General features: G+C 60.1%; 8 protein-coding genes and 1 tRNA gene. 4 read left to right on the top strand and 5 right to left on the bottom strand.

Translation table 11 applies throughout. From position 1 onward, the window contains the following. Positions 1 to 299 precede the first annotated feature (299 nt). Positions 300 to 389, top strand: a tRNA-Ser gene (locus tag V8324_RS20715). A gap of 387 nt (positions 390 to 776) precedes the next feature. Continuing rightward, entirely contained in the window at positions 777 to 1,613 is an 837-nt protein-coding gene (locus V8324_RS20710) for a DUF3883 domain-containing protein (RefSeq protein WP_336421793.1), read from the top strand. A gap of 3 nt (positions 1,614 to 1,616) precedes the next feature. Here V8324_RS20710 and V8324_RS20705 read toward each other — a convergent pair whose 3' ends face one another. The 4 genes from V8324_RS20705 to V8324_RS20690 are packed head-to-tail and all read right to left on the bottom strand — an operon-like array spanning position 1,617 to position 4,034. Next, on the bottom strand, positions 1,617 to 2,000 hold the full coding sequence (locus V8324_RS20705; RefSeq protein WP_336421792.1) for a hypothetical protein: 384 nt from the start codon (positions 1,998 to 2,000) through the stop codon (positions 1,617 to 1,619). Next, entirely contained in the window at positions 2,000 to 3,325 is a 1,326-nt protein-coding gene (locus V8324_RS20700) for a recombinase family protein (RefSeq protein WP_336421791.1), read from the bottom strand. The genes V8324_RS20705 and V8324_RS20700 overlap by 1 nt, the downstream gene beginning before the upstream one ends. After that, positions 3,322 to 3,819 carry a DUF2924 domain-containing protein gene (locus tag V8324_RS20695; RefSeq protein ID WP_336421790.1) on the bottom strand — a complete coding sequence of 166 codons (498 nt, stop codon included), beginning with the start codon at positions 3,817 to 3,819 and terminating at the stop codon, positions 3,322 to 3,324. Before V8324_RS20695 ends, V8324_RS20700 begins: the two co-directional genes overlap by 4 nt. Then, the gene (locus V8324_RS20690) at positions 3,816 to 4,034 is read right to left on the bottom strand and encodes a hypothetical protein (protein WP_336421789.1); all 219 of its coding nucleotides are present in this window, start codon (positions 4,032 to 4,034) and stop codon (positions 3,816 to 3,818) included. The genes V8324_RS20695 and V8324_RS20690 overlap by 4 nt, the downstream gene beginning before the upstream one ends. Before the next feature lie 215 nt (positions 4,035 to 4,249). Here V8324_RS20690 and V8324_RS20685 point away from each other — a divergent pair, with 215 nt between their 5' ends. Both V8324_RS20685 and V8324_RS20680 read left to right on the top strand, forming a co-directional pair. Beyond that, a complete protein-coding gene (locus tag V8324_RS20685) occupies positions 4,250 to 6,298 on the top strand; it encodes a hypothetical protein (RefSeq protein WP_336421788.1) in 2,049 nt (682 codons plus the stop codon). A 168-nt stretch (positions 6,299 to 6,466) separates the two neighbouring features. Beyond that, entirely contained in the window at positions 6,467 to 7,174 is a 708-nt protein-coding gene (locus V8324_RS20680; RefSeq protein ID WP_336421787.1) for a hypothetical protein, read from the top strand. 36 nt (positions 7,175 to 7,210) lie between these two features. On the opposite strand, the gene V8324_RS20675 is transcribed toward V8324_RS20680, so the two are convergent. Further along, on the bottom strand, positions 7,211 to 7,495 hold the full coding sequence (locus tag V8324_RS20675; protein WP_336421786.1) for a hypothetical protein: 285 nt from the start codon (positions 7,493 to 7,495) through the stop codon (positions 7,211 to 7,213). Positions 7,496 to 7,718 lie beyond the last annotated feature (223 nt).

Raw genomic sequence — 7,718 nt, 5'->3', positions numbered from 1 at the left:
GCATGAACGCACGGATGCTAACGTGGCAGGTGGGTCAGTTTTAGATGATCATAACCCACCCAGGTGGGTCACTTTTGCATGCCGATTCACACCCCACCCTCGGCTCGTTCGCCTCGGGTGTCAGACCGCGGAATTTTGCCCCGCGACGCTCAGATCATCCAACCGAGTCCGCTGTCCAATTCTGTCTCCGGGATTCACATCCGGCTATCCGCATTTACTCCTCTTTGAGGGGTCTGGGACCTCAGTTTACTACTACATCCTCTTGCAAGTTGCACCGTCATACCACTATTAGATCCTTAGGAGAGGTGGCCGAGTGGTCGAAGGCGCACGCCTGGAAAGCGTGTAGGCGGGCAACCGTCTCGAGGGTTCGAATCCCTCTCTCTCCGCCACTATCACCCTTGCGAACCCGTTCATGCCGCCCGTAAGGGGCAGAATTTTCCCTGTTTTCAAAGGGGTTTGCCGGGCGGATGCGAACCGCTGAGACTCGGGTGCACAGCGATTTCCGTCTCTGAATGGCCTCTTGTCTCTGGTCGAGCGAACCGCGCCGATTTCGGTTCGGTCGAAAATTTCCTTGCCTTTCCAATGACCTGGCTCGCGACACCGCCAAAACTGCGCGCCCTGTTTCCCTCGCTATCGACCGAAACGGAGACCGAACATGCAGGAGGCGTAGTCGGTAGGTGCGCTGGCAGAACGGCGCGTAGCGGTGGCGGATCAATCGGCGACGGCTCAGCGAAGCCATTGATGACAAACGCACATCGCGTCTCTAGCCTGGCGGCATGGCGAGTGGCCCCTGGACCGATGAAGAGAACGACCTGATCGTCGCGGATTACTTCGCGATGCTGGCCGACGACATCGCCAGGCGCCGCTACAGCAAGGCAGAGCATCGCCGGGCGCTCCTGCCGCTGCTGAACGATCGGTCGGAGGGATCGGTCGAGTTCAAGCACCAGAACATCAGCGCGGTGCTGAAGGGGCTCGGCGAGGACTGGATCCCCGGCTACAAGCCCGCCTTCAATTTCCAGATGACGCTGGTCGATGCGGTGGCGCGGTGGCTGGAGCTACATCCGGACTGGCTCGGCCGGTTGCCAGGCATGCGGCCTGCGGACGGCCTGCGCGAGGCGGCGCAGATCTGGATCGGTCCTCCGCCCACGCTGTCAAACCAGCCTCCGCCGCAGGAGCTGGACCAGATGCTGCACATCGCCAGGAAGTTCGACGTGGCAGGCCGGGACGAGCGCAATCGCGCCCTTGGCCGCGCGGGCGAGGAGCGCGTTCTGGCGCACGAGCATGCCACGCTGAAGGCCGCAGGACGGGATGATTTGGCGCGCAAGGTCCGCTGGGTATCGGAGGAGGACGGCGATGGCGCGGGCTATGACATTGCAAGCTATGCGCCGGACGGCCGGCCACGGCTCATCGAGGTGAAGACGACGAACGGCTGGGAGCGGACGCCTTTCCACATCACGCGGAACGAGCTGGCCGTCGCCGACGAACGGCGCGCCGAGTGGTGCCTGTTCCGGATGTGGAATTTCTCCCGCGAGCCAAGGGCGTTCGAGCTGCACCCGCCGCTCGATGCGCATGTCTCGCTGACGGCGACGTCGTTTCAGGCCAGCTTTCACTGACTGTCAGTCGAATACTCGCGCCGGCTGCTCGTCCCAAGGCAGCGAGGCGACAAAGCACAGGTCGTAAAGGCTGATCGCGCTCGGCTCGCGGCGCACGACCAGCCGCTCGAGGACGTCTGGCGACAGCCAGGCGAGGCGCAGGAGGCGGCTCACGTATCGGTCGGAGAGGCCCTCCTCGGCGGCGAGATCGGCGATGGTGGTGATCTCGCCGCGCTCCATGCGCTGTCGCCACGCCCATGCCCGGCCGATGGCGCGCAGCACGCGGGGATCCTGTCCCGGCGGCGGGTCCGACGTCTTGACGTCGCGTGGTGGCAGGATGCGCGGCCGCCCGCCGCGTCTGCGGACCGTGAGCGGGATGTGGACTCGGATCGTGTCCTTCGCGGGCATCAGGCGGCGTCCTCCCGCGCGGGCGTCATGAGGCTCGCCAGCGCGCCGAGCCCGTCATGGCGCAGGTCGATGTCGAGCCCGTCCTCGCCCACCGTGACGCGCGCCACGAGCAGCTGGACGACGCGGGCTTGCTCCGCCGGGATCAGCGCCTTCCAGAGATCGTCGAACTGCGTGAGCGCCGCAGTCACGGTGCCCTCGTCGAGGTCGGGTCGCTCCTTCTTCAACATGCGGGCGGTGCGCGCGATGATCTCCGGTGTGCGCAGCAGCCGCCGGATCTCACCGATCACCGCTTCCTCTACCATGGCCGCGGGAAGCCGCTGGGGCCCGCGCAGTTCGGCTGTCGGCCGCTTCTGGATCACGTCCATCGAGACGTAATAGCAGTACCGCCTGTTGCCCTTCTTCGTATGGTGCGGGGTCATCGCGGCGCCGGACTGGGTGAAGATCAGCCCGCGCAGCAGCGCCGGCTCGGTGCTCCGGGTGCGCCCGGCGCGCTGGTTGCGGTTGCCGGACAGCACGGCATGGGCTGCGTCCCACAGCTCTGCATCGACGATGGGCTCGTGCATGCCGGGATAGGTCTCGCCCTTGTGGGTGATCTCGCCGCGGTAGATGCGGTTGTGAAGCAGCTTGTAGAGCGCTCCGCGGTCGATGGGCCGGCCCCGCTTCGACCGGATGCCACGGACGTTCAGCTCCCGGATGACGGCGGCGGTGGAATCGGAGCGCGCGAAGAGCTCGAACATGGTGCGGACCTGCGCGGCCTCGGGCTCGTTCATGATCAGCTTGCGGTCGACCGCCTCGTAGCCGAGCGGGACGTATCCGCCCATCCACATGCCCTTCTTCTTGGATGCCGCGACCTTGTCGCGGATCCGCTCCCCGATGACCTCGCGCTCGAACTGGGCGAAGCTGAGCAGGATGTTCAGCGTCAGCCGGCCCATGGACGTGGTCGTGTTGAAGGACTGGGTGACGGAGACAAAGGTCACGCCGTGGCGGTCGAAGATCTCGACCAGCTTCGAGAAATCCATCAGCGCGCGGCTGAGACGGTCGATCTTGTAGACCACGACCACGTCGATCAGTCCGTCCTCGACATCGGCGATCAACTGCTTGAGCGCCGGTCGGTCCAGCGTGCCGCCGGAGAAGCCGCCGTCGTCGTAGCGCTCGCGCAGGCAGACCCAGCCCTCGGCACGCTGGCTGGCGATGTAGGCCTCGCAGGCCTCGCGCTGCGCGTCGAGACTGTTGAACTCCATGTCGAGCCCTTCCTCGCTCGACTTGCGGGTGTAGACGGCGCAGCGCAGACGGCGTGCAGGGTCTGTCTGGGTCTTTCTGGTCATCGGGCGCCTCCGGTCTGGTCGAGCCCGAAGAAGCGCCAGCCGTTCCAGTGTGCGCCAGTGATCGCGCGGACCGCGGCCGAGAGCGACTTGAAGCGCCGGCCCTGCCATTCGAAGCCATCCCCAAGCACGGTGACCATGTGCTCCTCGCCGCCCCACTCGCGGACCAGCTTCGTGCCGGGCGCTGGCTTGCGCGGATCCGCCACCATGCCGCCCAGCTTGCCGCTCATGACCTCGTCGGCCAGCGCGTCGAGCGTCCGGCGCGTCTCGCGGCGCAGCCCGCCATGGGCCAGTTCCTGGATGCGGTAGCCGAGCCGAAGCTCGAGGTTACCGCGACTGGCGTTAGGCGCGCGCTCCCCGAAAATGGCCTGCCACTTCTCCTGAAGTTTAGGCACCGTCATCGCCTTCAGCGCCGCCAGTTCGGCCAGGACGTCGATCTCCTCCACCTGGGCGGCGGGTGCGGCCCTGGCGCCTGATTTCTTTGCGTTTTTCCTCATGCGTCGTCTCCAACTCGGTTTCGAACCTGTCTCCGACGACGGCGTCTGAGGGCGAGGATGTCCAGCGAACTGTCTCCGTCGAGCGGGGAATTCTCGTTCGTTTCGCGTGGGTTGGTGCGCGCGATGGCGCCGGCGAGGATGGTGGCTAGTTCCGCCAGCCGTTCATCGGTGATGAGCGTCTCGGCCGGCGGCGCGAAAGTGATGTCGTCTGGCATGGGGAGCGAACCTCCTGAGGCGGTTTGCCCCGTGTTCGCCGCTGGTAAGAACGAAGTTCAAGTTAAAACAACCGGATGTTGTAGGGGAGCGAAGCAGATGGTAGGCAATCGTGTCCGACGCCGCGAGCGCGTTCAAATGGTAAGCGGGCACTGGGACCCTCCCATGCTCGACTTGCTGATTGCCACACGGCCGTGTGAGCGAGAGCAGTCACAGCTTGGCCGTCTTTGCCATCTACTTGTTTCTCTTACCGGAAAGTGACAGCCTGCAGAAAAGGCAAAAAGTTGGCAGAATGACGTTACGGATATTGTCGGGGACGCCCAATAGAGAAACGCGAAATGCGGAACTCTTGAGGGACGCGCTAATAGAAAGCGAACCGCGTCTGGATCATCCCGACATCACTGGAGATATTTTATGCAATCTTTCCCTACCTCGGAGAGAAATAGATCTTGTGTTGCTCTACCATGACGCTCGGCATGAAAAACTTCAGCTTAAAACGCCGAAAGGCAATCCGATCCACTCTTTTGTGTTGATCATTGAAGTAAAGCAGCATTCTCCTGACCTGATCCGCTTCGAGGGAACAAGGCTCCTTGTGCGCTATGACCAGTTATGGAGTGACGCCACTCATCAATGTGACGATCAAACTTGGGCACTGAAGCGTTATCAAAAAGCCACCTATAAGGGAAAAAAACGCCGACAGCCCACTTTTGTACAGAGAGCTATTTGGCTCCCGCGCGCGCCAAGCTCTGCCTTCGATGGAGTTCCAGCCAATAGCAGCGTGCCCGTGCACTTTTCCCACCTTATCTGGAACGGACTGGTCGAAGGTTTTGTCACCAATCGGGGTAGTATACGCACGCTAGTTGATCATTCCGATCATCCTACCCTTCATAGTATCGAGACTCTGCGCACAATTTTTACACACCGGGTAAGTCCCACACGGCTGGACCTAAAACGTGTAAACGCTCTTACCCGAACGCGCTTCGACGCGGAGAAGACAGCCTATATCCAAAACTTAGGAAGCGGTCTCCTTATCCTACGCGGACGGGGTGGAACGGGCAAGACTTTCGCGCTGGTCCAAGTCGCGCTACACCTTGCTCGGCAAGGTAAGCGCAGCATAATTTTGACTTATAACCACGGCTTGATTGCCGACATAAATCGGGCGCTGCGCTTCATCGAAGAAAAAGATCCAACGTTGGAACTATTGCCTAAATTGAAAACACGCTATGCTTTCACGCAAGATATTTTCAGGAGAACCTTTGGATTGATGGCCGAAGAAGCTATCAAGACTATTCCGGATATCGGTGTGCGTGAGGAGCGCCGTCTCTCAGAGCTAATGGACTACAGTAAGCCGATAGAGCACGAGTATGACTTTGTTCTAATTGATGAAGGCCAGGATTGGGAAGATAAACAACGTGATTTAATGTTCCGTCTTGTTGGTCCTGAGCATGTAGTGGTCGCAGACGGTGTTGATCAGTTTGTTGGGCAGAGTCGGTGCAATTGGGACCTAGGAGGGATTCCAATTAACCGCCGCCACGGGCTGCGTGCATCGCGCCGTACCAAGGCAGCGACTTGCCAAACTGTAGCCGAGATAGCACGTGATTTGGGTCTTTCCGATTGGGACCTTCTGCCAGACCCGGACACTCATGGCGGGCGCTTCACTGTCTTAGTTGAACCAGATGCACGGCGAGCTGTGGAGCGCGGACTAAATATTTTGGAAGACGACCAGCGGCAAGAAAGCTCGATCAAAGCAGTCGATAACCTAGTTTGCCTACCTTCCGCAAAAATGGCGAAGGGGGTTAATTTCTCTGCTATCTTTGACGATGCTATTGAACTCAACGCACGTGATAGTTGGCGTGGATTTGAAGAGGACGATCGGCGGACTTATCCGTTGAGAGACGGGCAACTACGCGCTATTCAATATAGCTCGTGCCGGGGTATGGAGGGGTGGACCACAATCTGTTTAGGATTGGATGCATTTTTTGAGTTCCAGCTGAGAAACCCTCGCATTGACGTTGCAGGGATTGAAAAGTCAACGCGCGAGAGGGAGGGAATGTTCTGGAAAAGCAAAGTTGACGCCAGGATTGCTCAAGAAGCGCATCTGTTTGCGGTGAACTGGTTGATGATCCCACTGACCCGAAGCATAGATCACCTTGTCGTCCACATCGCGGACGAAGACTCCGAGCTTTGCGGGATCCTGAGACAAGTTAGCCAGCGCCTTCCGGGGAGTATTGAATGGATCAATCGCAGCGCGATGCCGATCAAGTGACTGGGGAGATTCGTTGTCTTGCATAAAGGTTTAGCCAAGGGCCACGCTACGAAGTTCATCCAAGAGCGTCCTGACCTCGCTGTGACCACAAGCTGGTTGAACTCGTCACGTTGCTCTGGGGCCGTGTCAGCTTTTCGCACCTCCGCAAACTCAAAGAAGCCTGGGCGCGTGATCGAGCGGATTTCCAAGCACGTGCGTCCTGCCTTCGGGCGGGTACACTTGGCGCAGTGGGACAAGGAGATGAAGGCGGTGTTCTCGGTGCGGCTGGTGTCCGCGAGAGAAACCGATGTTTTCGCGATGTCGATCGACGAGCAAAAGGCCTTTTCGGAAGGATCAGTGATCCTCTCCGACCTTCTGTTCTTTGCTCGGGGTCGAGAGTACAGTACAAACATCAATATCGCAGCCAACATTTCGCATCACGCCATTGCACGGCTCTTGGAGCGGGGCGCCTCGACGCCTGAAACGATCAAGGCCGATGTTTTGATGATCCTGCAGGATGTCAGGGCGCTCAGGAACTTTCTGTCGTCGGGAATTGAGCATAGCCTGTCCAAGTTGAAGGGCGAAATTACCTATGATCTAATCGTGCCGTACGGTGAAGGCGGACTGATCGTTCGCACCCTCCGCATAAACACTGCGGTGAAGCCTTTCTTCTCAGATCCGATGCCGATTTTTTCGATCCGAACATACCTGGATGACTTGATGCTGGGCCCCCGAGACCGCGAGCGTATGGCGGGTTTTCGGCTATCGCGCGATTCCATCGTTTCTGCTGAGGACTCTCGTCATATTCTGGCGTGGATTCAAGGGAATGCTGAAGAAACAGATCCGCGGAGACGGCTGTTGGTGTCGCAAGACCCCGACTCTGACACGGCCTCATAGGGCGGCGCTGCTTCTCTGTTGGAGACCGCCGTCAATTCAATGCCGCGTCGCCCCTCGCGCCATCCCATCCGTCTCCAGCCGCAGCGCCGCCCGCCACAGCGGCGTCTTCATGAACATCGCCTCCTCGAACCGATAGCTGGCCGCTACACGCTCCTGCTGCAGAAGTCCCGCCCAGCAGAGTGGGCGCAGCACCTGGATGTAAAACTGGCCCATCACCTCGTCGTAGCGTGGCGTCGGACTCGTCTCGGGCTCGCCGAAGAGCACACGGCGCAGGTAAGCGCCCGAGGCGCCGTCCTCGGTCTCGACGTTATAGCGCGACAATCTTGATGATCCCTCGGGAACATTCCCGGATGCGGCAATACGAATCTCACCTTGATTGTCGCGTCGCACTCGACGTTCAGCACGTTCAGGAACACGTCCCAGTTGCCGAGGATCGGCGCATGGTCGAAGCGTGTCAATGTGCATTCAAAACTGACCCGGTGTGATCATCCAAAAATGACCCACCCCGGAGGTGGCAAAGCCCACAGGCGAGCGGCCACCAAAT

This window comes from Roseovarius sp. D22-M7 (assembly GCF_037083785.1).
Classification (GTDB): domain Bacteria; phylum Pseudomonadota; class Alphaproteobacteria; order Rhodobacterales; family Rhodobacteraceae; genus Roseovarius.
This window is presented reverse-complemented; position numbering and strand designations above follow the sequence as displayed.